Annotated in this window: 33 protein-coding genes; 32 read left to right on the top strand and 1 reads right to left on the bottom strand. The window is 66.2% G+C overall.

Translation table 11 applies throughout. The features are described from left to right. The first annotated feature begins 56 nt into the window (after positions 1–56). From HRL51_RS09170 to tuf, 6 genes are all read left to right on the top strand, one after another. Positions 57–728 (top strand): anchored repeat-type ABC transporter ATP-binding subunit, encoded by a 672-nt coding sequence (locus HRL51_RS09170; protein ID WP_172120487.1) that lies wholly within the window; start codon positions 57–59, stop codon positions 726–728. Then, positions 722–1,627 carry an anchored repeat-type ABC transporter permease subunit gene (locus HRL51_RS09165; protein ID WP_172191398.1) on the top strand — a complete coding sequence of 302 codons (906 nt, stop codon included), beginning with the start codon at positions 722–724 and terminating at the stop codon, positions 1,625–1,627. Before HRL51_RS09170 ends, HRL51_RS09165 begins: the two co-directional genes overlap by 7 nt. A 340-nt stretch (positions 1,628–1,967) precedes the next feature. After that, positions 1,968–2,342, top strand: coding sequence for a 30S ribosomal protein S12 (rpsL, locus tag HRL51_RS09160; RefSeq protein WP_024035139.1), 375 nt, complete (start codon positions 1,968–1,970; stop codon positions 2,340–2,342). Beyond that, positions 2,342–2,812: a 30S ribosomal protein S7 gene (gene rpsG, locus HRL51_RS09155; protein ID WP_172120431.1), complete on the top strand. Its 471-nt coding sequence runs from the start codon at positions 2,342–2,344 to the stop codon at positions 2,810–2,812. Before rpsL ends, rpsG begins: the two co-directional genes overlap by 1 nt. An 81-nt stretch (positions 2,813–2,893) precedes the next feature. Next, a complete protein-coding gene (fusA, locus tag HRL51_RS09150) occupies positions 2,894–5,029 on the top strand; it encodes an elongation factor G (protein ID WP_172191396.1) in 2,136 nt (711 codons plus the stop codon). A 190-nt stretch (positions 5,030–5,219) separates the two neighbouring features. Next, a complete protein-coding gene (gene tuf / locus HRL51_RS09145; RefSeq protein WP_172120427.1) occupies positions 5,220–6,410 on the top strand; it encodes an elongation factor Tu in 1,191 nt (396 codons plus the stop codon). Positions 6,411–6,548: 138 nt separating this feature from the next. Here tuf and HRL51_RS09140 read toward each other — a convergent pair whose 3' ends face one another. Beyond that, positions 6,549–7,646, bottom strand: coding sequence for a hypothetical protein (locus HRL51_RS09140; RefSeq protein ID WP_172191395.1), 1,098 nt, complete (start codon positions 7,644–7,646; stop codon positions 6,549–6,551). Between the two features lie 483 nt (positions 7,647–8,129). Between HRL51_RS09140 and rpsJ the strand changes: the two genes are divergently transcribed. The 26 genes from rpsJ to rpmJ all read left to right on the top strand — a co-directional run bounded on the left by rpsJ (position 8,130) and on the right by rpmJ (position 21,678). Then, positions 8,130–8,438: a 30S ribosomal protein S10 gene (gene rpsJ / locus HRL51_RS09135; RefSeq protein ID WP_003786051.1), complete on the top strand. Its 309-nt coding sequence runs from the start codon at positions 8,130–8,132 to the stop codon at positions 8,436–8,438. 11 nt (positions 8,439–8,449) lie between these two features. Next, positions 8,450–9,118, top strand: coding sequence for a 50S ribosomal protein L3 (gene rplC / locus HRL51_RS09130; RefSeq protein ID WP_172120423.1), 669 nt, complete (start codon positions 8,450–8,452; stop codon positions 9,116–9,118). Between the two features lie 4 nt (positions 9,119–9,122). Continuing rightward, positions 9,123–9,767, top strand: a complete 645-nt coding sequence (gene rplD, locus HRL51_RS09125; protein ID WP_172120422.1) for a 50S ribosomal protein L4 — start codon at positions 9,123–9,125, stop codon at positions 9,765–9,767. After that, complete coding sequence (gene rplW, locus HRL51_RS09120; RefSeq protein ID WP_172191393.1) at positions 9,764–10,069, top strand: 50S ribosomal protein L23; 306 nt, start codon at positions 9,764–9,766, stop codon at positions 10,067–10,069. The genes rplD and rplW overlap by 4 nt, the downstream gene beginning before the upstream one ends. A gap of 21 nt (positions 10,070–10,090) precedes the next feature. Continuing rightward, positions 10,091–10,927 (top strand): 50S ribosomal protein L2, encoded by an 837-nt coding sequence (gene rplB, locus HRL51_RS09115; protein WP_172120418.1) that lies wholly within the window; start codon positions 10,091–10,093, stop codon positions 10,925–10,927. 12 nt (positions 10,928–10,939) lie between these two features. Continuing rightward, positions 10,940–11,218, top strand: a complete 279-nt coding sequence (gene rpsS / locus HRL51_RS09110; RefSeq protein ID WP_006548387.1) for a 30S ribosomal protein S19 — start codon at positions 10,940–10,942, stop codon at positions 11,216–11,218. 28 nt (positions 11,219–11,246) lie between these two features. Next, positions 11,247–11,624, top strand: coding sequence for a 50S ribosomal protein L22 (gene rplV, locus HRL51_RS09105; RefSeq protein ID WP_172120416.1), 378 nt, complete (start codon positions 11,247–11,249; stop codon positions 11,622–11,624). Continuing rightward, entirely contained in the window at positions 11,624–12,433 is an 810-nt protein-coding gene (gene rpsC / locus HRL51_RS09100; protein ID WP_172120414.1) for a 30S ribosomal protein S3, read from the top strand. The genes rplV and rpsC overlap by 1 nt, the downstream gene beginning before the upstream one ends. Before the next feature lie 3 nt (positions 12,434–12,436). Next, on the top strand, positions 12,437–12,856 hold the full coding sequence (gene rplP / locus HRL51_RS09095; protein WP_006548390.1) for a 50S ribosomal protein L16: 420 nt from the start codon (positions 12,437–12,439) through the stop codon (positions 12,854–12,856). Next, a complete protein-coding gene (gene rpmC / locus HRL51_RS09090; RefSeq protein WP_006548391.1) occupies positions 12,856–13,101 on the top strand; it encodes a 50S ribosomal protein L29 in 246 nt (81 codons plus the stop codon). Before rplP ends, rpmC begins: the two co-directional genes overlap by 1 nt. Continuing rightward, a complete protein-coding gene (gene rpsQ, locus HRL51_RS09085) occupies positions 13,098–13,376 on the top strand; it encodes a 30S ribosomal protein S17 (protein WP_006548392.1) in 279 nt (92 codons plus the stop codon). The genes rpmC and rpsQ overlap by 4 nt, the downstream gene beginning before the upstream one ends. Before the next feature lie 352 nt (positions 13,377–13,728). Then, the gene (gene rplN / locus HRL51_RS09080; RefSeq protein ID WP_006548393.1) at positions 13,729–14,097 is read left to right on the top strand and encodes a 50S ribosomal protein L14; all 369 of its coding nucleotides are present in this window, start codon (positions 13,729–13,731) and stop codon (positions 14,095–14,097) included. A 2-nt stretch (positions 14,098–14,099) separates the two neighbouring features. Further along, positions 14,100–14,444 carry a 50S ribosomal protein L24 gene (gene rplX, locus HRL51_RS09075; RefSeq protein WP_172120412.1) on the top strand — a complete coding sequence of 115 codons (345 nt, stop codon included), beginning with the start codon at positions 14,100–14,102 and terminating at the stop codon, positions 14,442–14,444. Between the two features lie 2 nt (positions 14,445–14,446). Beyond that, complete coding sequence (rplE, locus tag HRL51_RS09070) at positions 14,447–15,004, top strand: 50S ribosomal protein L5 (RefSeq protein WP_172191391.1); 558 nt, start codon at positions 14,447–14,449, stop codon at positions 15,002–15,004. 1 nt (position 15,005) lies between these two features. Beyond that, complete coding sequence (locus tag HRL51_RS09065) at positions 15,006–15,191, top strand: type Z 30S ribosomal protein S14 (RefSeq protein ID WP_006548396.1); 186 nt, start codon at positions 15,006–15,008, stop codon at positions 15,189–15,191. A gap of 58 nt (positions 15,192–15,249) precedes the next feature. Continuing rightward, a complete protein-coding gene (gene rpsH, locus HRL51_RS09060) occupies positions 15,250–15,648 on the top strand; it encodes a 30S ribosomal protein S8 (RefSeq protein WP_172191389.1) in 399 nt (132 codons plus the stop codon). A gap of 22 nt (positions 15,649–15,670) precedes the next feature. Beyond that, positions 15,671–16,210, top strand: coding sequence for a 50S ribosomal protein L6 (gene rplF / locus HRL51_RS09055; RefSeq protein WP_172191387.1), 540 nt, complete (start codon positions 15,671–15,673; stop codon positions 16,208–16,210). Between the two features lie 2 nt (positions 16,211–16,212). Next, positions 16,213–16,587, top strand: a complete 375-nt coding sequence (rplR, locus tag HRL51_RS09050; RefSeq protein WP_172120485.1) for a 50S ribosomal protein L18 — start codon at positions 16,213–16,215, stop codon at positions 16,585–16,587. A 31-nt stretch (positions 16,588–16,618) separates the two neighbouring features. Then, entirely contained in the window at positions 16,619–17,332 is a 714-nt protein-coding gene (gene rpsE, locus HRL51_RS09045; RefSeq protein ID WP_172120405.1) for a 30S ribosomal protein S5, read from the top strand. Next, entirely contained in the window at positions 17,332–17,529 is a 198-nt protein-coding gene (rpmD, locus tag HRL51_RS09040; RefSeq protein ID WP_172120483.1) for a 50S ribosomal protein L30, read from the top strand. Before rpsE ends, rpmD begins: the two co-directional genes overlap by 1 nt. Before the next feature lies 1 nt (position 17,530). Continuing rightward, positions 17,531–18,004 carry a 50S ribosomal protein L15 gene (rplO, locus tag HRL51_RS09035; protein ID WP_172191385.1) on the top strand — a complete coding sequence of 158 codons (474 nt, stop codon included), beginning with the start codon at positions 17,531–17,533 and terminating at the stop codon, positions 18,002–18,004. A gap of 239 nt (positions 18,005–18,243) precedes the next feature. Continuing rightward, the gene (secY, locus tag HRL51_RS09030) at positions 18,244–19,536 is read left to right on the top strand and encodes a preprotein translocase subunit SecY (protein ID WP_172120401.1); all 1,293 of its coding nucleotides are present in this window, start codon (positions 18,244–18,246) and stop codon (positions 19,534–19,536) included. Further along, positions 19,533–20,117 (top strand): adenylate kinase, encoded by a 585-nt coding sequence (locus tag HRL51_RS09025; protein WP_218957626.1) that lies wholly within the window; start codon positions 19,533–19,535, stop codon positions 20,115–20,117. Before secY ends, HRL51_RS09025 begins: the two co-directional genes overlap by 4 nt. A 97-nt stretch (positions 20,118–20,214) precedes the next feature. Next, positions 20,215–21,096 carry a type I methionyl aminopeptidase gene (gene map, locus HRL51_RS09020; protein WP_172120399.1) on the top strand — a complete coding sequence of 294 codons (882 nt, stop codon included), beginning with the start codon at positions 20,215–20,217 and terminating at the stop codon, positions 21,094–21,096. 213 nt (positions 21,097–21,309) lie between these two features. Beyond that, positions 21,310–21,531 carry a translation initiation factor IF-1 gene (gene infA / locus HRL51_RS09015; RefSeq protein ID WP_003781847.1) on the top strand — a complete coding sequence of 74 codons (222 nt, stop codon included), beginning with the start codon at positions 21,310–21,312 and terminating at the stop codon, positions 21,529–21,531. 33 nt (positions 21,532–21,564) lie between these two features. Beyond that, on the top strand, positions 21,565–21,678 hold the full coding sequence (gene rpmJ, locus HRL51_RS09010) for a 50S ribosomal protein L36 (protein ID WP_003781903.1): 114 nt from the start codon (positions 21,565–21,567) through the stop codon (positions 21,676–21,678). The last annotated feature ends 143 nt before the right edge of the window (positions 21,679–21,821 follow it).

Below are 21,821 nucleotides of genomic sequence, written 5' to 3'. Positions count from 1 at the left end.
CGCTCCAGGTTGAGGGCCTGGAAGTGAGCCTCGGCGGGCGCCGCGTCCTGACGGACATGAGCATGCAGGTACGTCCGGGGGAACTGGTGGGGCTGATCGGCCCTAACGGAGCAGGCAAGACCACCCTGCTGCGCTCCGTGCTGGGACTCGTGCCAGTGTCCGCAGGCACGATCTCCACTCGTGAGCGCACGCGGAGTATTGGCTACGTGCCCCAGCGTCACGAATTCGCGTGGGACTTCCCCCTCACCGTGCGCGATGCGGTGATGGCTGCCCTCACCCTGCACCTGGGACTCGTGCGCCGTCCACGTCTGGAGCACCAGCGTCGCGTGGAGCAGGTGCTTGAGCGGGTGGACATGAGGCACCTGTCCTCGCGTCCCGTGGGGGAGCTGTCAGGCGGGCAGCGTCAACGGGTGCTGGTGGCGCGTGCCCTCGTGCTCGACCCGATCCTGCTGCTGCTTGACGAGCCATTCACCGGACTGGACATGCCGACCCAGGAGATGCTGTCCGAGCTGTTCCGCGACCTCGCCGATGAGGGACGGGCCGTGCTGATGACGACGCACGACCTCATCGCGGCACGCGCCCAGTGCGACCGCCTCTACCTGGTGTCGGGGACGGTCATCGCCTCGGGTCGACCCGATGAGCTGCAGGAGGCCGAGCCCTGGCAGCGCACGTTCCATGTCCGCCCCGACAACCCCTTGCTGGCCGCCTTGGGAGTATCCACGTGCTGAGTCCACTTGACTTCATTCATGACCTGTTCAACCCGGTTCTGGTCTTCTTGCCCAGAGCCCTGCTCATCGCTTGCGTGTGCGCGCTCGTGTGCGCCGTCGTCGGCGTTCACGTGACCCTGCGCGGGACCACCTTTATCGGTGATGCCGTGGCCCACTCCGTGTTTCCCGGCCTGGCGGTGGCCTTCATCATGCAGGGTTCCCTCGTGCTCGGGGGAGCCCTGGCCGGGACGGCGACGGCGGTGCTCGTCGCGCTGCTCAGCCACCACCGCCGGCTCAAGGAGGACTCCGTGATCGGGGTGCTGTTCGTAGGAGCCTTTGCGCTGGGGCTGGTGATTATCTCACGTGCTCCCGGGTACGCGGGCAGCCTCCAGGACTTCCTGTTCGGCTCTATCACCGGTGTGCCAGCCTCTGACGTCCCGGTGACCTTGGCGGGCGGATTCCTCGTCCTGGCGTTCGTGGGGCTGCTGCACCGGCCTCTGACCGCCGTGACCCTGGACCGCGAGACGGCGCGGGCGGCTGGGCTTCCTGTGCTCATGCTGGATATCGCCCTCTATGTCGCGGTGTCCCTGGCGGTCGTCATGTCGGTGCAGACGATTGGCAACGTGCTTGTCCTTGCCCTCCTCGTCACCCCGGCTGCCACGGCCCGGCTACTGACGGATCGCCTGTCAACGATGATGATCGTCGCCCCCTGCGTGGGCGTGCTCGGATCCGTTGTCGGTTTGTACCTGTCATGGTCCATCGACCTGCCAGCAGGGGGCACGATCGTGCTGGTGCTGACTGCGGCCTTCGCCCTGTCATGGCTGGCTGCTCCTCGGCACGGCCTGGTGGCGCGTCGTCGGCGTGGGCGTCGCGAGCGTGCGCAGCAGGGGCTGGTGGCGGAGACGAGGCAGGTGGCCTGAGGTGCCGGCCTGACGGCGTGTGCGATACCACGTCGAGTGGCGAGGGCTGACGGTGGCGTCGGTGCGCCGTCGTCGGTAGTCTTGCGCGAGGTTGCCCGTGCGCGGGTTGCCGTTCTCCATTCCGTTCCCAGCGCTGCGCCCTGCTACGGGCCGACGGCGTGACGCGGGTCTGCCGCGGCGGGAACCGACGGGCCCCTTTCCGTGGGGCTCCGGACGCTGTGAGTCCCGATGCCGGGCAGGCGGGCCGGCCCAGTCCCGCGGTGGCGTGTGCCCGGCAGAGAGCGGACTGGCGCGAGGGTAGCGCAACTGTCCAGATGCACTTCAAGATGGAGAATCCGTAGTGCCTACCATTCAGCAGCTGGTCCGCAAGGGCCGCTCGACAAAGCGCTCGTCGTCAAAGACGCCTGCGCTCAAGGCCAGCCCGCAGCGTCGTGGCGTGTGCACGCGTGTGTACACCACGACCCCGAAGAAGCCGAACTCCGCCCTTCGTAAGGTCGCCCGTGTGCGCCTGTCGACCGGTATCGAGGTCACTGCCTACATCCCCGGTGAGGGTCACAACCTCCAGGAGCACTCGATCGTGCTCGTACGCGGTGGTCGTGTCAAGGACCTCCCCGGTGTCCGCTACCACATCGTGCGTGGCTCCCTCGACACCCAGGGTGTCAAGGGACGTCAGCAGGCACGCTCCAAGTACGGCGCGAAGAAGGAGAAGAAGTAATGCCTCGTAAGGGTCCCGCTCCCAAGCGTCCGCTCGCCGTCGACCCGGTCTACGGCTCTCCGACTGTGACCCAGCTGGTCAACCGCGTCCTGCTGGACGGAAAGAAGTCCACCGCTGAGCGCATCGTCTACGGCGCCCTGGAAGGGGTGCGCGCCAAGACGGACCAGGACCCGGTCTCGGTCCTCAAGCGCGCGCTGGACAACATCCGCCCGGCCCTGGAGGTTCGCTCCCGCCGTGTCGGTGGTGCCACCTACCAGGTCCCGGTTGAGGTCCGCCCCAACCGCGCCACCACCCTGGCCCTGCGCTGGCTGGTGGACTTCTCTCGCCAGCGTCGTGAGAACACGATGACCGAGCGTCTCATGAATGAGATCCTGGACGCCTCGAACGGCCTGGGTGCCGCTGTCAAGCGCCGCGAGGACATGCACCGGATGGCCGAGTCCAACAAGGCCTTCGCCCACTACCGCTGGTAAATCATCTCTGCGTGGTCAGGCCCGCCTGGTGGTCCTGGCTGACGCTTCCTCCCCGCACCATCAACACGAAGGACTTCACTAGTGGCACTCGACGTGCTGACTGACCTCAAGAAGGTCCGCAACATCGGCATCATGGCCCATATTGATGCCGGTAAGACCACCGTCTCCGAGCGCATCCTGTTCTACACCGGCATCAACTACAAGATCGGTGAGACCCACGACGGTGCCTCGACGATGGACTGGATGGAGCAGGAGCAGGAGCGTGGTATCACCATCACCTCCGCCGCGACCACCTGCTTCTGGAAGAACAACCAGATCAACCTCATTGACACCCCCGGACACGTGGACTTCACGGTCGAGGTCGAGCGCTCCCTGCGCGTACTCGATGGCGCCGTGGCCGTCTTCGACGGCAAGGAGGGCGTTGAGCCACAGTCCGAGACCGTGTGGCGTCAGGCGGACAAGTACAACGTCCCGCGCATCTGCTACATCAACAAGATGGACAAGCTGGGCGCGAACTTCGACTTCTCCGTCCAGACGATCCGCGACCGGCTCCACGCCACCCCGATCGTCCTCAACTTCCCCATCGGTGCCGAGAGCGAGTTCTCTGGCGTCGTCGACGTCATCGAGATGCGCGCTGTGCGTTTCCCGGAGAAGGACGCCGACGGCCAGGACACTCGTGGCGCCGTCGTGGAGTACGAGGAGATCCCCGCTGACCTGGTCGACAAGGCCGAGGCCTACCGCGCTGAGCTCCTGGAGACCGTCGCCGAGGCCGACGACGAGCTCATGGAGAAGTACCTTGAGGGCGGCGAGCTGAGCGTCGAGGAGATCAAGAGCGGTATCCGCAAGCTCACGATCGCTGGCGAGGCCTACCCGGTCCTGGCTGGCTCCGCCTTCAAGAACAAGGGCATCCAGCCTGTCCTGGACGCGGTTATCGACTTCCTGCCCTCCCCGCTGGACATCCCGCCGGTGGAGGGGCACGAGCCCGGTGACGAGGAGAAGATCCTCACCCGTCCCTCTGACGAGGGTGAGCCCTTCGCCGCGCTGGCCTTCAAGGTGGCGACCCACCCCTTCTACGGCAAGCTCGTCTACGTGCGCGTCTACTCCGGCTCGGTCGGCTCCGGCGACCAGGCTCTCAACGCCACCAAGGGCAAGAAGGAGCGCATCGGGAAGATGTTCCAGATGCACTCCAACAAGGAGAACCCGGTTGAGGTGGCCCACGCCGGCCACATCTACGCCTTCATCGGCCTCAAGGACGTCACCACCGGTGACACGCTGTGCGCCCAGAACGCGCCGGTGATCCTTGAGTCGATGACCTTCCCGGACCCGGTGATCCACGTGGCCATCGAGCCCAAGACCAAGGGCGACCAGGAGAAGCTGGGCGTGGCCATCCAGAAGCTGTCCGAGGAGGACCCGACCTTCACGGTTGAGCTCGACGAGGAGACCGGCCAGACCGTGATCGGCGGTATGGGCGAGCTGCACCTGGACGTCTTCGTTGACCGTATGCGTCGTGAGTTCAAGGTTGAGGCCAACGTCGGTAACCCGATGGTCGCCTACCGCGAGACCCTTCGCAAGAAGGTCGACAAGGTCGAGTACACGCACAAGAAGCAGACCGGTGGTTCCGGCCAGTTCGCGAAGGTGCAGATGTCCTTCGAGCCGTTGGAGGTCGTTGAGGCCGAGGACGGCGAGGAGAAGCAGCACTACGAGTTCGTCAACGCCGTCACCGGTGGCCGTGTCCCGCGCGAGTACATCCCCAGCGTGGACGCCGGCGTCCAGGACGCCATGCTCACTGGTGTCCTGGCCGGCTACCCGGTTGTCGACGTCAAGGCCACGCTGCTTGACGGCGCCTACCACGAGGTCGACTCCTCCGAGATGGCCTTCAAGATCGCCGGTTCCATGGCGTTCAAGGAGGGTGCCAAGAAGGCCTCGCCGGTTCTCCTTGAGCCGGTCATGGCCGTTGAGGTCCGTACCCCCGAGGAGTACATGGGTGACGTCATCGGTGACCTGAACTCCCGTCGTGGCATGATCCAGTCGATGGAGGACGCCGTCGGCGTCAAGGTCATCAAGGCTGCGGTGCCGCTGTCCGAGATGTTCGGCTACGTTGGTGACCTGCGTTCCAAGACCCAGGGCCGTGCCGTGTACTCGATGAGCTTTGACTCCTACGCTGAGGTTCCCAAGAACGTCGCGGACGAGATCATCGCCAAGGCCAAGGGCGAGTAGTCCTCGGTCCTTCCGGGGACCGGACAGTAGTGTCCGGTCCCCGGGACGCCCGGCCCCGTTGCGGGGACCGGGTGTGATTCCAGTAAGATTTCCAACAATCCGACAGTAGAGACTCTCAGAGTCGTCACGGCTAGCATGTGCCTAGTCGAGTCCCGACGAAGAGAACTACCCGAGTCCCAGGAGGACACCAGTGGCCAAGGCCAAGTTCGAGCGGAACAAGCCGCACGTCAACATCGGAACGATCGGTCACGTCGACCACGGCAAGACGACGCTGACCGCCGCGATCTCCAAGGTCCTGCACGAGGAGTACCCGGACCTCAACCCCTTCACCCCCTTCGACGAGATCGACAAGGCTCCTGAGGAGCGCCAGCGCGGTATCACGATCAACATCGCGCACGTCGAGTACCAGACCGAGAAGCGTCACTACGCCCACGTCGACGCCCCTGGCCACGCCGACTACATCAAGAACATGATCACCGGTGCGGCCCAGATGGATGGCGCCATCCTCGTGGTCGCCGCCACCGACGGCCCCATGGCCCAGACCCGTGAGCACGTCCTGCTCGCCCGTCAGGTCGGCGTGCCGGTCCTGCTGGTCGCCCTCAACAAGTGCGACATGGTCGAGGACGAGGAGCTCCTCGAGCTCGTCGAGATGGAGGTCCGCGAGCTGCTGTCCTCCCAGGACTACGACGGCGACAACGCCCCGGTCGTGCGCGTCTCCGCTTTCCAGGCCCTGCAGGGTGACGAGAAGTGGACCGCCACCATCAAGGAGCTCATGGACGCGGTCGACGAGTACATCCCGACCCCCGAGCGTGACATGGACAAGCCGTTCCTCATGCCGATTGAGGACGTCTTCACCATCACCGGTCGTGGCACGGTCGTCACCGGTCGTGTCGAGCGCGGTAAGCTCGCCATCAACTCCGAGGTTGAGATCCTCGGTATCCGCGACGCCCAGAAGACCACGGTCACGGGCATCGAGATGTTCCACAAGTCCATGGACGAGGCGTGGGCCGGTGAGAACTGTGGTCTGCTCCTGCGTGGTACCCGTCGTGAGGACGTCGAGCGCGGCCAGGTTGTTGTCAAGCCCGGCTCCATCACCCCGCACACCGAGTTCGAGGGCCACGTCTACATCCTGACCAAGGACGAGGGCGGCCGCCACAACCCCTTCTACTCGAACTACCGTCCGCAGTTCTACTTCCGTACCACGGACGTCACCGGTGTCATCACCCTCCCCGAGGGCACCGAGATGGTCATGCCCGGCGACACCACCGAGATGTCCGTCCAGCTGATCCAGCCCATCGCCATGGAGGAGGGCCTCGGCTTCGCCATCCGTGAGGGTGGTCGTACCGTGGGCTCCGGCCGCGTCACCAAGATCATCAAGTGATGATCTGACTCGGCTCGCCAGAGCACTGGGCTGACACAGCCGTTAGGCTCCCCCGGATCTCCGCACGGAGGTCCGGGGGAGCCTTCCTTATTCCCCTCGAGACCGTATGTTTCAGGCATCCAGACCGTATGCCCTGCCTCAGACATACAGTTTTCCCTTGCGCTTTTCCTGTGACGTCCTTAGGGCCACCTCAGGGCGGCCGCGAAACAGGACCGGTGGGACGGCGTCGTGAATCGCTGCCAGGACCTGCTCGGGATGCGCGATGAGAGCCGGAGTCACATCCACGACAGTCCACCCGACATCAATGAGCGCTTGGCGACGTCGTGACTCACGGGCACGGGTGGCATCGCCTTGGTCTCGATACTTGACAGCGCCATTGACTTCGACTGCCGTACGAGCCTGGGGCCAGGACAGATCCGGAAAATAGGTTCCGTCCGCGGTGACGGCTCGGTATTGCGGCGTTGGGGGGAGCGTGCCGGCTGCCAGCAACAGTCGTCGTAGCTCTGTCTCCCAAGGCGACTGGGACCATGGGGACGCGGCGAGGATCACGGCGCGAGCACGTCGCACGCCCCGCTGGCCGGCATACTCATCCACGCGCTTGAGGAGGCGTCTGCGTAGGGCGGCAGCGGCGTCGTCGATCTGCTCCGCGTGATCCCAGGGGCGCGTCAGCTCTGCGGCGCCAGTCAGCACCGAGAAGAGGGAATCGAGCACGACAAGGCCGTCGTCGGGCTGAAGGAACCGCGCGCAGTCCACCATGGTCCGTTCGGGGGACGTCACTCTCATGCCGTCGAGGACGACGACGTCGTCGGAGCTCATAGGGTAGTGGTGACGAACAAGGGGGCGCATCTTCAGAGCCAGGCGGTGGTTGCGCTTGCCGAGGGAGCGAGGAGAGACATGGGTGCGACCAAATCGGTCGCGTCCGCGGGGCAAGCCTGAAGCCTTGTAATCGGTGAGCACGTGGACGGCAGGATCGAGATGGAGCAACTCCGCCCCGTGAAGGATCGCCGCGCTGTCAAGACAGATGACGCACGTTGAACGCCTGAGATCTTGTGATTGCAGAACGGCCGTGCGAATCTGATCGACATGCTCCCAGTGGGGTGTGCCGGGAATGATCTCGAGATGGACGCCGCGGCGTACGTGCTGGGTGAGGGACGGCGTCGTCGGTGGTGCCGCGGTGGGTGGGGTCGGGCTGAGGGGCTCCCGGTGGAAGGTGTCAGCCGCGATGTCTGGATCCATACGGACATGGTTGCGACCCGCCGACTTCTCTACCAGAGTGCATATCGAGACTGTGGATAACGGTACCGTCGTGATCGTTGTCCACATGTGGTTCGACGACGGCGCCCCGCTCGTGGGCGAGCAGAGGGGCGTGCCCGCTGGGCAGATACGGTCTCGGCGCGTGAAACGTACGGTCTCGGGGGGGGGGAGTGGGCGACACGCCCGAGCGCGTGGACCGGGTGCGCAGTCTCACAGCGTATGAGGGCCTGTGCGGGTTCCCTCCTTGGCACGGCCGCTGGTAGGTTTGTCTGGCTGTCAGGGCGCGAGCCTTGGCCGCCACCTCCCGGGGTCGACCCGGGAACCAGTCTGACGGACCCGGGCCCCCGGGTTTCCGTGTGTCCAGACCGGGTCACCATTCCTTCACAGCGAGGTACTTGTGCGAGTCGCACTGCGACACGCCCGAGCGCGTGGACCGGTCACCGAAAGCAAGAGAGGTTAGGCGCCATGGCGGGACAGAAGATCCGCATCCGGCTCAAGTCCTACGACCACGAGGTCATCGACTCTTCGGCGCGCAAGATCGTCGACGTGGTGACCCGCGCAGGTGCGACGGTCGTGGGCCCGGTGCCGCTGCCGACCGAGAAGAACGTGTTCTGCGTCATCCGGTCGCCGCACAAGTACAAGGACAGCCGCGAGCACTTTGAGATGCGTACGCACAAGCGGCTGATCGACATCGTCGACCCGACGCCCAAGGCCGTCGACTCGCTCATGCGACTCGACCTGCCGGCCGACGTCAACATCGAGATCAAGCTCTGAGGACTGAAGCCATGACTACGCTTAACCAGCCGGCTGCCGCCGCGCCTGCCAAGGCGCTGCTCGGCACCAAGCTCGGCATGACGCAGATCTGGGACGAGAACGGCGTCCTGCGTCCCGTCACTGTCGTGCGCGTTGACACCAACGTCGTGACCCAGGTCCGCACTGTCGAGACCGACGGCTACGAGGCCGTCCAGCTCGCCTTCGGTGAGATCGCCGAGCGCAAGGTCACCAAGCCCCTCGCGGGCCACTTCGCGAAGGCCGGGGTCGCTCCTCGCCGCCACGTCGCCGAGGTGCGCACCTCGCTGGCCTCCGAGTTCGAGGCCGGCCAGGAGCTGACCGCCGACCTGTTCGAGGTCGGCCAGAAGGTCGACGTCCAGGGTACCTCCAAGGGCAAGGGCTTCGCCGGTGTCATGAAGCGCCACGGCTTCGCCGGCGTCAGCGCCTCCCACGGTGCTCACCGCAACCACCGCAAGCCCGGTTCCATCGGCGCCTGCGCCACCCCTGGCCGCATCTTCAAGGGCCTGCGCATGGCCGGCCGTATGGGCCACGAGACGACCACCGTCCAGAACCTCAAGGTTCGTGGCGTGGACGTCGAGAAGGGTGTCCTCCTCGTCAACGGCGCCGTCCCCGGTCCTAAGGGCTCGGTCGTCGTCGTCCGCACCGCAGTGAAGGGAGCCTGAGACCATGGCTGACGCACTGACTGTCGACATCGTCGACTCCACGGGCAAGAAGACCGGCTCGGCCGAGCTGCCCGCCGAGATCTTCGACGTCGAGACCAACATCCCGCTGATGCACCAGGTCGTCGTGGCCCAGCTCGCCGCGGCCCGCCAGGGCACCCACGCCACCAAGACCCGTGGCGCCGTCCGCGGTGGTGGCCGCAAGCCCTACCGCCAGAAGGGCACCGGTCGCGCCCGTCAGGGCTCGACCCGCGCTCCGCAGTTCGTCGGCGGTGGCACCGTGCACGGTCCCCAGCCGCGTGACTACTCCCAGCGCACGCCCAAGAAGATGAAGGCTGCCGCCCTGCGCTCGGCCCTGTCTGACCGCGCCCGCAACGGCCGCGTCCACGTCATCACTGAGTTCGTCACCTCTGAGAAGCCGTCGACCAAGTCGGCCCTCGGTGCTCTGCGCAACCTCACCGACCGCAAGGCCCTGGTTGTCGCCACCCGCGCCGACGAGCTCACCGCGCTCAGCCTGCGCAACGCCCCTGAGGCGCTCGTGATCTGGGCCGACCAGCTCAACACCTACGACGTCCTGGTCAACGACGACGTCGTCTTCACTGCCGCTGCCCTGGACAGCTTCCTCGGCAAGGGCGAGGAGGAGTCCAAGTGAGCCTCGAGAAGAGCAAGAACCCCCGCGACGTCATCGTCGCGCCGGTCGTCTCCGAGAAGTCCTACGCCTGCATGGACCGTGGCCAGTACACGTTCCTTGTCGCGCCGGGTTCGAACAAGACCGAGATCAAGCAGGCCGTCGAGGCCATCTTCGGTGTCAAGGTCGCGTCCGTGAACACCCAGAACCGCCAGGGCAAGACCCGCCGCACCCGCCACGGGCTCGGCAAGTCCAAGGACACCAAGCGCGCGATCGTCACGCTGCGCGAGGGGACCATCGACATCTTTGGCGACGTGGCGAAGTGACACGGAAGGTAAAGCATCGACATGGGAATCCGTAAGTACAAGCCGACGACGCCGGGTCGCCGCGGCTCCTCCGTGGCCGACTTCGTCGAGATCACGCGCAGCGAGCCCGAGAAGTCCCTCGTCCGTCCGCTGAGCAAGACCGGTGGCCGTAACTCCAACGGCCGCGTCACCACCCGCCACAAGGGCGGTGGCCACAAGCGCGCCTACCGCGTCATCGACTTCCGTCGTGGTGACAAGGACGGCGTGCCCGCCAAGGTCGCTCACATCGAGTACGACCCCAACCGCACCGCTCGCATCGCGCTGCTGCACTACGCCGACGGCGAGAAGCGCTACATCATCGCCCCCAACCGCCTGGGTCAGGGTGACGTGGTGGAGTCGGGTCCGAACGCCGACATCAAGCCTGGTAACAACATGCCGCTGCGCAACATCCCCACCGGTACCGTGGTCCACGCCGTGGAGCTGCGTCCTGGTGGCGGCGCCAAGATCGCCCGCTCGGCTGGCACCTCGGTCCAGCTGGTGGCCAAGGAGGGCAAGTACGCCCAGCTGCGTATGCCCTCTGGCGAGATCCGCAACGTCGAGGCCGCCTGCCGCGCGACCGTCGGCGAGGTCGGTAACGCCGAGCAGTCCAACATCAACTGGGGCAAGGCTGGCCGTATGCGCTGGAAGGGCGTGCGCCCGACCGTCCGCGGTGTCGTCATGAACCCGGTTGACCACCCGCACGGTGGTGGTGAGGGCCGTACCTCTGGTGGTCGTCACCCTGTGTCGCCGTGGGGCAAGCCCGAGGGCCGTACCCGTCGTCCCAACAAGTCCAGCGACCGCCTCATCGTGCGTCGTCGTCGGACCGGCAAGAAGCGCTGATAGGAGCCTGATATGCCGCGCAGTCTGAAGAAGGGTCCCTTCGTCGACGACCACCTCATGAAGAAGGTGGACGCCCAGAACGAGAAGGGCACCAAGAACGTCATCAAGACCTGGTCCCGTCGTTCGGTCATCACGCCGGACTTCCTCGGACACACCTTCGCCGTCCACGACGGTCGTAAGCACGTCCCGGTCTTCGTCACCGAGTCCATGGTGGGCCACAAGCTCGGCGAGTTCGCTCCGACCCGTACCTTCCGCGGGCACGTCAAGGACGACCGCAAGTCGCGTCGCTGACGCCCGTAGCAGGAAGAGAGGCTAGAACATGGAAGCCAAGGCGCAGGCCAAGTACGTGCGCTGCACGCCGATGAAGGCACGCCGTGTCGTGGACGTCGTCCGCGGCAAGAACGCCCTCGAGGCCGTCAACATGCTCCGTTTCGCCCCGCAGGCCGCTGCGGTGCCGGTGCGCAAGGTCATCGAGTCCGCCATCGCCAACGCTCGCGTCAAGGCCCAGCAGGCCGGTGAGCGCTTCGACGAGAGCGAGCTGTTCATCACCGAGGTGTTCGCTGACGAGGGTCCGACCCTTAAGCGTTTCCGTCCCCGCGCCCAGGGGCGCGCGAGCCGGATTCTCAAGCGCACCAGCCACATCACCGTCATCGTCGGCGACAAGGCCGACGCCGCCAAGAAGGAAGGAGCCCGCTAATGGGGCAGAAGGTCAACCCGACCGGCTTCCGCTTGGGCATCACGACGGACCACCGTTCGCGCTGGTTCGCCGACTCCACGAAGCCCGGTCAGCGTTACCGCGACTTCGTCGAGGAGGACGTCAAGATCCGTCGCCTCATGGAGGACGGAATGGAGCGCGCCGGTATCTCCAAGGTCGACATCGAGCGTACGCGTGACCGCGTCCGTGTCGACCTGCACACCGCCCGTCCGGGTATCGTGATCGGTCGCCGTGGCGCTGAGGCCGAGCGCCTGCGCGGTCAGCTGGAGAAGCTGACCGGCAAGCAGGTCCAGCTCAACATCCTCGAGGTCAAGAGCCCCGACCTGGACGCCCAGCTCGTCGCCCAGGGCATCGCGGAGCAGCTCGCCAGCCGAGTCTCCTTCCGTCGTGCCATGCGCAAGGGCATGCAGTCCGCCATGCGCGCGGGCGCCAAGGGCATCCGTGTCCAGTGCTCCGGCCGTCTGGGCGGCGCTGAGATGAGCCGCAGCGAGTTCTACCGTGAGGGGCGCGTGCCGCTGCACACCCTGCGCGCGAACATCGACTACGGCTTCTACGAGGCCAAGACCACCTTCGGACGTCTCGGCGTCAAGGTCTGGATCTACAAGGGCGACATGACGGAGCGCGAGTTCGCCCGTCAGCAGGCTGAGTCCGGCCCGCGCGGTCGCGGTCGTGGAGACCGTCGTCGTGGTGAGCGCCGTGGCGAGCGCGCCCCGCGTCACAACAGCGAGCAGCAGGCCGAGCAGACGCCGGCCGCCGAGAGCGCTGCCGCTCCGCAGGGAACGGAGGCCTGAGCCATGCTCATCCCTCGCCGGACCAAGTTCCGCAAGCAGCACCGCCCGCACCGTTCGGGCCTGTCCAAGGGCGGCAACCAGATCGCCTTCGGTGACTACGGCATCCAGGCTCTCGAGCCTGCCTACATCACCAACCGCCAGATCGAGGCGGCCCGTATCGCCATGACCCGTCACGTCAAGCGTGGCGGTAAGGTGTGGATCAACATCTTCCCGGACCGTCCTCTGACCAAGAAGCCCGCCGAGACCCGTATGGGTTCGGGTAAGGGCGCGCCTGAGTGGTGGATCGCCAACGTCAAGCCTGGACGCATCCTGTTCGAGCTCGGCGGTGTCGACGAGGCACTCGCCCGTGAGGCTATGCGCCGCGCGCAGCACAAGCTTCCGATGAAGACCCGTTTCGTTACTCGTGAGGGTGGTGACGTCTGATGGCTATCGGTTCCCAGGGACTGACCCCGACCGACCTCGACGCCATGGACAACGAGCGCCTCGCCGAGGAGCTCTCCAAGGCCAAGGCCGAGCTGTTCAACCTCCGGTTCGCCTCTGCGACCGGACAGCTGGAGGACCACGGTCGCCTCAAGGCTGTGCGTCGTGACATCGCCCGCATCCACACCATCGTGCGCGAGCGTGAGCTCGGCATCCGTACCGCTCCGAGCACGGAGGAGTCCAAGTGAGCGAGCAGAACATCGAGACCACCGAGCGCAACCAGCGCAAGGTCCGTCGCGGCTACGTCGTGTCCGACAAGATGGACAAGACTATCGTCGTCGAGGTTGAGGAGCGCTACAAGCACTCCCTGTACGGCAAGGTCCTGCGCCGTTCCTCGAAGGTGAAGGTCCACGACGAGAACAACGAGGCCGGCGTCGGCGACCTCGTCGTCATCATGGAGACCCGTCCGCTCAGCGCCACCAAGCGCTGGCGCCTGGTCGAGATCGCCGAGAAGGCCAAGTGACCTGACGCCTCGGGCCTGAGTCACAGCGACGCCGTCGTTTCCTGCGTGGGAGGCGACGGCGTCGTCGTGCTGTGAGGCGGGGAGTCACCGCGGTGAGCAAAGGCACAGGAGGATTCGCCTCGGCCCGGTTCCGCGGAATCATGCGGTTGGACTAGGCTGTGAGAGTTGCGCGCGCCCTCGGTGCGCCCGGCAGAGACCTCGCGCCCTGTGCGCCTGTGTCTGCTGGGAGCCACGCGCCGCGGGATCCAACGCCTCGGCGGGGGAGCAGTGCGCATGAGAAGAAGGAACGTTCGGCCAGGCTCGCGCCCCACCAGGGCTGTCGAGAACCGGCTCGACGACAGGAGAACACCCAATGATCCAGCAGGAGTCGCGACTGAAGGTCGCCGACAACACCGGTGCCAAGGAGATCCTGTGCATCCGTGTGCTCGGCGGCTCGGGTCGGCGCTATGCGGGCATCGGCGACACGATCGTCGCTACCGTGAAGGACGCCATCCCCGGCGGCAACGTCAAGAAGGGCGACGTCGTCAAGGCGGTCGTCGTGCGCACCCGCAAGGAGCGCCGGCGTCCGGACGGCTCGTACATCCGTTTCGACGAGAATGCCGCCGTCATCCTGAAGAACGACGGCGACCCGCGCGGTACGCGCATCTTCGGTCCCGTCGGCCGTGAGCTTCGCGAGAAGAAGTTCATGCGCATCGTCTCGCTCGCCCCGGAGGTGATCTGAACATGGCACGCATCAAGAAGGGCGACCAGGTCATCGTCATCGCCGGTAAGGACAAGGGCAAGACCGGCCGTGTCCTGGAGGTCCTGCCCAGCAGGGACCGCGTGATTGTCGAGGGCGTCCAGCGCGTCACGAAGCACACGCGCGTGGGCCAGTCCGCCCAGGGCGCCACCACCGGCGGCATCGAGACCGTTGAGGCCCCGATCCACGCCTCCAACGTCATGCTCGTCGACCCCAAGACCAAGGAGCGCACCCGCGTGGGCTTCCGCGTCGAGGAGGGCGAGCGCCCCAATGGCGCCAAGCGCACCGTCCGCGTGCGCTACGCCAAGAAGTCCGGGGAGGACCTGTGACCATGGCTGAGAACACCACCCCCCGCCTGAAGGCCAAGTACGCCGAGGAGGTGCGCCCCGCCCTGCTGAGCGAGTTCCAGCACGGCAACGTGATGGAGGTCGGGCGTGTCGTCAAGGTCGTCGTCAACATGGGTGTCGGCGAGGCTGCTCACGACTCCAAGATGATCGAGGGCGCCGTGCGCGACCTGGCTGCCATCACCGGTCAGAAGCCCCAGGTCACCAAGGCCCGCAAGTCCATCGCCCAGTTCAAGCTGCGTGAGGGCATGCCGATCGGTGCGCACGTCACGCTGCGCGGCGACCGCATGTGGGAGTTCCTGGACCGCCTCATCTCGATCTCGCTTCCTCGCATCCGCGACTTCCGCGGCCTGTCCCCGAAGCAGTTCGACGGCAACGGCAACTACACCTTCGGTCTTACGGAGCAGTCCGTGTTCCACGAGATCGATGCTGACTCCATCGACCGCGTGCGCGGCATGGACATCACCGTGGTGACCACGGCCAAGACCGACGAGGAGGCCCGCTCGCTGCTCAAGCAGCTCGGCTTCCCCTTCAAGGAGAAGTGACATGGCGAAGACCGCTCTGATCGAGAAGGCCAACCGTAAGCCGAAGTTCGCTGTTCGTGCCTACACGCGCTGCCAGCGCTGCGGCCGTCCGCACTCGGTGTACCGCAAGTTCGGCCTGTGCCGTATCTGCCTGCGCGAGATGGCCCTCGGCGGCCAGCTCCCCGGCGTGAGCAAGTCCAGCTGGTAAGAACTTACGTCGCAGGTCCGAGAAGGAAACCACGACGAGGAAGGGCGCAGGCCCACTCATGACTATGACAGACCCGATCGCAGACATGCTGACCCGTCTGCGTAACGCAAACAACGCCTACCACGACGCCGTCTCGATGCCGTCGAGCAAGCTCAAGGTGAGCATCGCCGAGATGCTCAAGGCCGAGGGCTACATCGCCGACTTCGAGGTCTCCGACGCACAGGTCGGCAAGACGCTCACGCTGAGCCTGAAGTACGGAGCCAACCGCCAGCGGGCCATCCAGGGCCTCAAGCGAGTCTCCAAGCCCGGCCTTCGCGTGTACGCCAAGTCCACGAACCTGCCCAAGGTCCTCGGCGGTCTGGGGGTGGCCATCCTGTCCACCTCCTCCGGCCTCCTGACCGACAAGCAGGCTGAGGCCAAGGGCGTGGGCGGCGAAGTCCTCGCCTACGTCTGGTGACACAGGGAACGGAGGAATAGCAATGTCTCGTATTGGACGTCTTCCCGTTCCGGTTCCCGCCGGAGTGGACGTGACCATCGACGGCAACGACGTGACCGTCAAGGGTCCCAAGGGCACCCTGTCGCGCACGATCGCGCAGCCGCTGAGCGTCACCCGACAGGAGGACGGCACCATCCTGGTGACCCGTCCCAACGACGAGCGTGAGTCCCGCTCGCTGCACGGCCTGTCGCGCACGCTCATTAACAACATGATCGTCGGCGTGACCGAGGGCTACACGAGGAACCTCGAGATCGTCGGAACCGGTTACCGCGCTGCCCAGAAGGGCACGGGCATCGAGCTCTCGCTCGGTTTCTCGCACACCGTGGTCGTCGAGGCTCCTGAGGGCATCACCCTCAAGGTGGACGGCAACCTCAAGATCGAGGTCTCCGGCATCTCCAAGGAGCAGGTCGGCGAGGTCGCCGCGAACATCCGCAAGATCCGCCCCCCGGAGCCCTACAAGGGCAAGGGCGTGCGCTACGCCGGCGAGAACGTGCGCCGCAAGGTCGGAAAGGCTGGTAAGTGACCATGGCTTACGCGATCAAGAGGGGCAAGTCCAAGACCCTTGCCCGCAAGATCCGCCACCAGCGCGTGCGCAAGCACGTCAACGGCACCGCCGAGCGCCCCCGCCTCGTCGTTACCCGGTCCAACCGTCACATGGTGGCCCAGGTTGTCGACGACACGATCGGCCACACCCTGTGCTCCGCCTCCACGCTCGAGGACGCCGTCAAGGGCGCCGAGGGCCACAAGGTCGGCGCTGCGCACAAGGTCGGTGAGCTCGTCGCCGAGCGCGCCAAGGCCCTGGGCATCGAAGCGGTCGTCTTCGACCGTGGCGGAATGAAGTACCACGGTCGCGTCGCGGCCGTCGCGGAGGGCGCCCGTGAGGGCGGCCTGAAGCTCTGAGCCAGACGACGAGAAAGCAGAGGAACATCTGATGGCTGCACCGCAGCGAGACAGGTCCGCGTCGTCTGACGGCTCGGCCCGCAACGAGAACGACGAGCGTCGTGGCGAGGGCCGCGGCCGTCGCGACCGCAACAACGACCGCCGGGACCGCAACAACGGCCGCGGCAACGACGACAAGTACATCGAGCGCGTCGTCACCATCAACCGTGTGTCCAAGGTCGTCAAGGGCGGCCGTCGCTTCACCTTCACGGCCCTGGTCGTCGTGGGTGACGGTGAGGGCACGGTCGGCGTCGGCTACGGCAAGGCGAAGGAAGTTCCCGCCGCCATTGCCAAGGCGGTCGAGGTCGCGAAGAAGAACTTCTTCCACGTCCCGATGATTCGCCGCACTATCCCGCACCTGGTCCAGGGCGAGGACTCCGCCGGAGTCGTCCTCCTGCGTCCGGCCTCCCCGGGTACCGGTGTGATCGCCGGTGGTCCGGTGCGCGCTGTGCTGGACTGTGCCGGCGTCCACGACATCCTGTCCAAGTCGCTCGGCTCCTCGAACGCGATCAACATCGTCCACGCGACGGTGGCCGCGCTCAAGCAGCTCGAGCAGCCTGAGGGCGTGGCCGCCCGTCGTGGCCTGCCCCTGGAGGACGTCGCCCCGCAGTCGATGCTGCGGGCTCGCGCTGAGGGCGAGGCTGACAAGCGCGCCGCGGCCGAGAAGAAGGAGGCCGAGAAGGCCGCTGAAGGAGTGGGTGCGTGATGGCTTCCGCCACCGAGAACAAGCAGCTCAGGATCACGCAGGTCCGCTCGGGCATTGGCGGCACGCGTCGCCAGCGCGAGACCCTGCACTCTCTTGGCCTGCGTAAGATCCGCCAGTCCGTCGTGCGTGAGGACAACCCCTCTGTGCGCGGCATGATCGCCACGGTGACCCACCTGGTCACCGTTGAGGAGGCCTGAGATGGCTGACAGCACGAAGAACGAGGACAAGGTCCAGGTCGTCAAGCTGCACCACCTGCGTCCGGCCCCCGGTTCGAAGAAGGCCAAGACCCGCGTGGGTCGTGGTGAGGGCTCGAAGGGTAAGACCTCGGGACGTGGTACCAAGGGCACCAAGGCCCGCTACCAGGTCCGCGCGGGCTTCGAGGGTGGTCAGATGCCGCTGCACATGCGTCTGCCCAAGCTCCGTGGCTTCCGCAACCCGAACCGCGTGGAGTTCCAGCCGGTCAACGTCGGCCGTATCGCCGAGCTCTTCCCCGAGGGCGGCGCGGTGAGTGTTGAGGACCTCGTGGCCAAGGGCGCCGTCCGCGGCGGCCGTCTGGTCAAGGTGCTCGGCAGCGGTGACGTCAACGTCAAGCTCGACATCACTGTCGACGCCTGGTCCGGCTCCGCCAAGGAGAAGGTCGAGGCGGCTGGCGGGTCCATCGCGGCCCGCTGACGACGACATCCCTCTCGGAGGGATCACAGGCCCCTGGCCACCAGCCGACGCTGGTGGGCAGGGGCCTCGTCGTCGTTCAGAACCGTAGGAGCGTGACCTATACCCCGTACCGAATTGCTGACGGCTGTACTACCGCCTGTATTCGCGTTGTAAGGTGGCGCACGGTGCCTGTTGGCGCCCCTCGGTGGCGGGTCCGCCAGCCGGAGGTTCTCACGTCCCCGCCACTATGAGGAGTCCGAGTGCTCAGCGCGTTTATGCAGGCGTTCCGCACGCCCGACCTGAGGAAGAAGCTCCTCTTCACGCTGGGTATCATGGCGCTGTTCCGGTTCGGGTCGGTGCTGCCGACGCCTGGCGTGGACATGAGGAACGTCCGGCAGTGCATCGGTGAGAGCCAGGACGCTGGGCTTCTGAGCCTGATCAACATCTTCTCCGGCGGGGCGCTCCTCCAGCTCAGCGTCTTCGCGCTGGGGATCATGCCCTACATCACCGCGTCGATCATCATCCAGCTGCTGCGCGTGGTGATCCCCCGCTTCGAGGAGCTGCACAAGGAGGGGCAGGCCGGCACGGCCAAGCTCACGGAGTACACCCGTTACCTCACGATCGGCCTGGGCGTGCTCCAGTCGGCCACCATCGTGGCGACCGCCTCCTCCGGCAACCTGTTCACGGGCTGCTCCGTCGCCGTCATCCCCGACTCCTCGGCCGTCAACCTCGCTCTTATGATCATCACGATGACCGCAGGAACCGGCCTGATCATGTGGCTGGGTGAGCTCATCACCGAGAAGGGCATCGGCAACGGCATGTCGCTGCTCATCTTCACCTCGATCGTGGCACGTATGCCCCAGAACCTCTTCTCGATCCTGGGTGGCAACGGCGGTGCGTCGAAGTTCCTCACCGTGCTGGCTGTCATCCTGCTGGCGACCGTGGCCGTGGTCTTCATCGAGCAGGCCACCCGGCGCATCCCGGTTCAGTACGCCAAGCGCATGATCGGCCGTCGTCAGTACGGTGGCTCGACCACCTACATCCCGATCAAGATCAACACTGCGGGCGTCATCCCCGTCATCTTCGCGTCCTCGATCCTGTCCATGCCCCAGCTCATCGCCCAGTTCGGCTCGCCGACGAGCTCGTGGGTCCAGTGGATCTCGACGAACCTGCGCCAGACCGACCCGGTCTACCTCATTGGGTACGGCCTACTCATCCTCTTCTTCACCTTCTTCTACACCACGATCACCTTCAACCCGGAAGAGATTGCGGACAACATGAAGAAGTACGGCGGTTTCATCCCGGGCATCCGTGCCGGTGAGCCGACCGTCACCTACCTCTCCTACGTCATCAACCGCGTGACCACCGCTGGTTCGGTCTACCTGCTGGTCCTGGCCCTGCTGCCGACCCTGGCCGTCACCTGGCTCGGACTGTCTCAGAACCTGCCCTTCGGTGGTACGACGATCCTCATCATGGTCGGCGTCGGTCTGCAGACGGTCAAGGAGATCAACTCCCAGCTCCAGCAGCGCCACTACGAAGGGTTCCTCTCATGAGCGCACGTATGGTCCTCCTCGGCCCTCCCGGGGCCGGCAAGGGCACCCAGGCCGCCCGTATCTCCGAGCGTCTCGGCATTCCGGCCATCTCGACCGGTGACATCTTCCGGGCCAACGTGGCCGGCGAGACCGAGCTCGGCAAGCAGGCCAAGAAGTACATGGACGCAGGCGAGTACGTACCGGACTCGGTCACGAACGCCATGGTCAAGGACCGGCTCGTTGCCGATGACGCCGCACAGGGCTTCCTGCTCGACGGCTACCCCCGTACCGAGGCGCAGGTCCATGAGCTGGACGCCATGCTGGCCGAGGCCGGCCTGGCTCTGGACGTCGTCCTGGAGATCACGGCCGACGCTGAGGTCGTGGTGCAGCGTCTGCTCAAGCGCGCCACCGAGCAGAACCGGGCCGACGACACCGAGCCGGTGATCCGTCGTCGCCTTGAGGTCTACGCCGAGCAGACGGAGCCGCTCGCGGCCCTGTACGACTCCAAGGGGCTGCTGGTGCGTGTGGACGGCATCGGCGAGATCGACGAGGTCACCGAGCGCATCATGAGCGCGCTCGCCTCGAAGGGCGTCGGCGCCTGAGACCCATCGACGGCGGACCACCTGGCTGACGGGTTGGTCCGCCGTCGTCGTACCCGGCCTACGGGCCGAGGCGTACCGAAGAGAGAAGGGAGCCCCCGTGCTGGGACGCGAGCAGATTGAGATCAAGACGCCCGAGCAGGTGCGCCACATGCGGCGTGCAGGCCTGGTGGTCGCGGACATCCACTCCGCCCTGCGTGAGGCGGTACGGCCAGGCGTCACGACGGCGCAGCTGGACCGTGTCAGTGCTGAGGTCATCGAGTCCGCCGGCGCAGGCTCGAACTTCCTGGGCTACGAGGGATATCCGGCGACCGTGTGCATCTCGGTCAACGACGAGGTCGTCCACGGCATCCCCGGGCCGCGGGTCCTGGAAGAGGGCGATCTGGTGACCTTCGACTGCGGCGCCTACGTCCTGGACGAGGACGGGACCCAGTGGCACGCAGATGCCGCCTTCACCACCGTGGTCGGGGGACGCTACGCCAGCGCCACTGACAGCGTCCTGGACTCCGCGACGCACGAGGCCCTGTGGGCTGCGATCGCGGCCGTGGCGCGTGCGGCGGCGGGGGAGGCCTCTGGTCGCGGAGCCAGGCTCAACACGGTGGGTGACACGGTTGAGGAGGTCGTGGTGCAGGCAGCGCGACGTGACGGTGTGCACCTGGGCGTCCTTGAGGACTATGTGGGCCACGGCATCGGTACCGCGATGCACATGGCCCCCGACGTCCTGAACTACTCGGTGACGCGTCAGGGACCACGCCTGCGCCCGGGGATGGTGCTGGCTATCGAGCCGATGCTGACCGCCGGCTCCGGTGCGGTCCGTGAGCTCGACGACGGCTGGACCGTCGTGACTGAGGACGGCTCGCGCGCGGCCCAGTGGGAGCACACCGTGGCGATCGTTCCCGGAGGGGTGTGGGTGCTCACGGCATCCGACGGCGGGGTCGAGGGCCTGGCCCCGTACGGCATCGAGCCGCTCCCGCTGCGCTGAGCGCAGACTCAGGGTCCGAGCCCTGCTGTGTCGGGAAACACCGCAATTGTGCGGCTTCTCGCATGGTGAGGGTGCCAGGCTGTGCCGTATCGTTGTCGTCTGGTGCGTCTAAGCCGTCCGTCGCCTCCACCTGGAGCGCGTCAGTCGGCGGGGCGTGCCGCCTGACGGCGAGGCCGTCGGGCCACTCGAGCGAGAAAGCACCGATGGAGGAACATGGCTAAGAAGGACGGCGTCATCGAGGTCGAGGGATCGGTCGTCGAGGCCCTTCCGAACGCGATGTTCCGGGTGGAGCTGAGCAACGGGCACGTCGTGCTCGCGCACATCTCCGGAAAGATGCGGCAGCACTACATCCGCATCCTCCCCGAGGACCGGGTGGTCGTGGAGCTGAGCCCCTACGACCTGTCCCGTGGCCGCATCGTCTACCGGTACAAGTGACAGTCCTCCCCGTGAGGGGGACGGAGGAACATCATGAAGGTCAAGCCGAGCGTCAAGAAGATCTGTGACAGCTGCAAGGTGATTCGTCGCCACGGCCGCGTCATGGTCATCTGCGAGAACCCGCGGCACAAGCAGCGTCAGGGCTGAGTCCCGACGCAGGTCGCCACCAGGCGGCCAGTGACAAGCACCCACCCCAGCGACCCGGTCCAACCGGTCGCAACCCTCGGTTCCTGGAGGCCGGGGCCGTCGTACGAGGCGGGGGAGGTGGGCGACGACCTCCGGGAGCACAC

This window comes from Actinomyces faecalis, assembly GCF_013184985.2.
GTDB classification, from domain to species: Bacteria; Actinomycetota; Actinomycetes; order Actinomycetales; family Actinomycetaceae; genus Actinomyces; species Actinomyces faecalis.
Note: the sequence above shows the minus strand (reverse complement) of the source record. Positions and strands in the feature narration are given on the sequence as shown.